The 2,580-nt window shown below is 69.3% G+C and carries 2 protein-coding genes; one reads left to right on the top strand and one right to left on the bottom strand.

The window, feature by feature from the left end; translation table 11 throughout:
* Positions 1–50 precede the first annotated feature (50 nt).
* A complete protein-coding gene (yjfF, locus tag FOE67_RS22425) occupies positions 51–1,010 on the top strand; it encodes a galactofuranose ABC transporter, permease protein YjfF (protein WP_182666655.1) in 960 nt (319 codons plus the stop codon).
* A gap of 67 nt (positions 1,011–1,077) precedes the next feature.
* Here the strand turns inward: yjfF and FOE67_RS22420 are convergent, their stop codons facing one another.
* A complete protein-coding gene (locus tag FOE67_RS22420) occupies positions 1,078–2,238 on the bottom strand; it encodes an endo-1,4-beta-xylanase (protein WP_182666654.1) in 1,161 nt (386 codons plus the stop codon).
* Positions 2,239–2,580: the final 342 nt, after the last annotated feature.

Genomic DNA, 2,580 nt, shown 5'->3' with positions numbered 1-2,580 from the left:
CCCGCACCCCCCTCCGCACCCGTTCCCCCGGGGGACGGGGGCCCGTTCGGGTGCCCCGTCGTTTCCTGCCGGTGGTCGCCACCCTCGTCGTCTTCGTGCTCACGTTCGGCGCCGGATCCCTGCGCTACGAGGGCTTCGCCTCCGGCCAGGTCGTCGCGAACCTGTTCGTGGACAACGCCTTCCTCATCGTGCTGGCCGTCGGGATGACCTTCGTCATCCTCACCGGGGGCATCGACCTCTCCGTCGGGGCGGTCGCCGCCCTGGCCACCATGATCGCCGCCGCCGGTCTCCAGGCCGGTTGGCCCCTGTGGTCCGTGGTCCTCGCGGCTCTCGCCACCGGTGGCACCCTCGGTCTCCTGATGGGCCTGGTCATCCATCACTTCGGGGTACAGCCCTTCATCGTCACCCTGGCGGGCATGTTCCTGGCCCGGGGGCTGTGCTTCCTCATCAGTGTGGAGTCGGTCTCCATCCGGGACCCCGCCTTCCGCGACCTCGCGACCGCCACGATCCACCTGCCCGGGGACATCGTGGTGACCCCCGCGGTGATCATCGCCCTGGTCGTGGTCGCGGTCGCGGCGCACGTGCTGCACCGCACCCGCTTCGGGCGCACCGTGTACGCCGTGGGGGGAAGCGAGTCCTCCGCGCGCCTGATGGGCCTGGCCACCGGCCGGGCCAAGGTGGGCGTCTACGCGGTGAGCGGTCTCTGCTCGGCCCTGGGCGGCCTCCTGTTCGGCCTCTACATGCTCTCCGGCTACGGCCTGCACGCGGTGGGCATGGAACTGGACGTCATCGCCGCCGTGGTGATCGGTGGAACACTGCTGGCGGGAGGCTCCGGGTACGTGGCCGGTTCGGTGCTGGGCGTCCTGGTGCTGGGCACCGTTCAGACCGTCATCTCCTTCGAGGGAACGCTCAGTTCCTGGTGGACCCGCATCGTCATCGGCGTCCTGCTGCTCTCCTTCATCCTTCTCCAACGGATCATGGTCGGCCGATCCTCCGCCGGGACGGGATGATCCTCCGTCAAACGCCCGTTCCGCCCCCGCCCGCCGCGGTCACCGCGGCGGGCGGGGGCAGGGGTTCTCAGCCCTTCCGGGCCTCCCTCAGCGTGTCGCGCAGCGCGAAGAAGGCGGGCTTCCGGACGAAGTTCTCGGTCATCACCGTGGCGGAACCCTCACCCTCGAAGAAGGTGGGGACCCAGGAGTACTTGTCGGTGAAGCCCCAGATGGTGAAGGAGTTGCAGCCCTCCACGGCCAGGCACGCCGAGAGCGCCCGGTCGTAGTACTCGGCCTGCTGCACCAGCTGCGCCTTGGTGGGCCGGCCGCTCGCCGGCAGGTCCATGCGCACATCCAGCTCGGTGACGGCGGTCTCCAGACCGAGTTCGTCGAACCGCTGCAGGTTCCGCTCCAGATCGCCGGGGAAACCGTAGCGCGTGCTCAGGTGACCCTGGACGGCGAAGCCGTGCACGGGCACGCCCTCCGCGAGCAACTCCTGCACGAGCGCGTAGTAGGCGTCGCTCTTGGCGTTGACGCTCTCCACGTTGTAGTCGTTGAAGAAGAGCTTCGCCTCCGGGTCGGCCTCGTGCGCCCAGCGGAAGGCGTCCGCGACGATGCCCGGCCCGAGCTCCCGGATCCAGATGTTCTCCCGGGTGCGCAGCTGCCCCTCCTCGTCGAAGATCTCGTTCGCCACGTCCCACTGCTGGATCCGACCGGCGTAACGGCCGACGACGGTGGTGATGTGGTCGCGCAGGATCTCGCGCAGTTCATCGGCGGTGAAGTCGCCCTCCTCCAGCCACTCCGGGTTCTGACTGTGCCACAGGAGGGTGTGCCCGCGCACGACCTGACGGTGACGCTCGGCGAAGTCGATGATGGCGTCGGTCTCCTCGAAGCGGTACCGGTCCCGCTCGGGGTGGATGAAGTCCCACTTCATCTGGTTCTCGGGGGAGACCGAGTTGAACTGCTTACCGAGAATCTTCCGGTACTTCTTGTCGAAGGTGAAGGGGTCCGGGTAGTCCTGCTCGAGGTGGTGCCCCCCGCCCGCCACGGCCGTGCCCACGTGGAAGCCGTCCGGCGCGGCCCAGCGCAGCCGGTCGAACTTGGCGTGGGAGTGGGGCGGGAGCTTGATGTTGACGTGGGGGACGGGCCGGTGGTCGGGCCGCGGTGCGGCCATGGCCGGGGAGGCCGCCAGGGGCAGGGCCAGGGCGGTGGTCGCCAGGGCGGCGACGGCGAAACGCACGGATCTCATCGGGGTCTCTCACCTTTGGTCGACTGGTCCGAAAGTTTTCGGAGCTTTCCCGAAAGTTCGAGTCACGGACGTTAGGGTCTTCCGGGCGAGGCGTCAACGGGTTGCGCACGGATACGCGGAAGCTTTCCCTCCGGGCACCCGGCCGCAGGGCGATCCCCCCTCACCCCGGGGCGGCTGCGCCGGCGTTCACGGATCCACCCCCGGAACCCGCCGGGGCGGGCCCGTGATCCGGTGACCCCTCGGCCCCCATATCACCGAGGAATACGGGACTACCGCCCCTCGGGTGAGGTGGTGTTCTCCGGCGGGGGATTCTCCGGAAGCCTCCCCGAAACCCCCTCCGAC

This window comes from Streptomyces calidiresistens, assembly GCF_014141525.1.
In the GTDB taxonomy this organism is placed as follows: domain Bacteria; phylum Actinomycetota; class Actinomycetes; order Streptomycetales; family Streptomycetaceae; genus Streptomyces; species Streptomyces calidiresistens.
This window is presented reverse-complemented; position numbering and strand designations above follow the sequence as displayed.

Bases quoted from the DNA above. Each gene is read 5' to 3' on its own strand.
- FOE67_RS22420 (WP_182666654.1), bottom strand. From the start codon at position 2,238: ATGAGATCCGTGCGTTTCGCCGTCGCCGCCCTGGCGACCACCGCCCTG.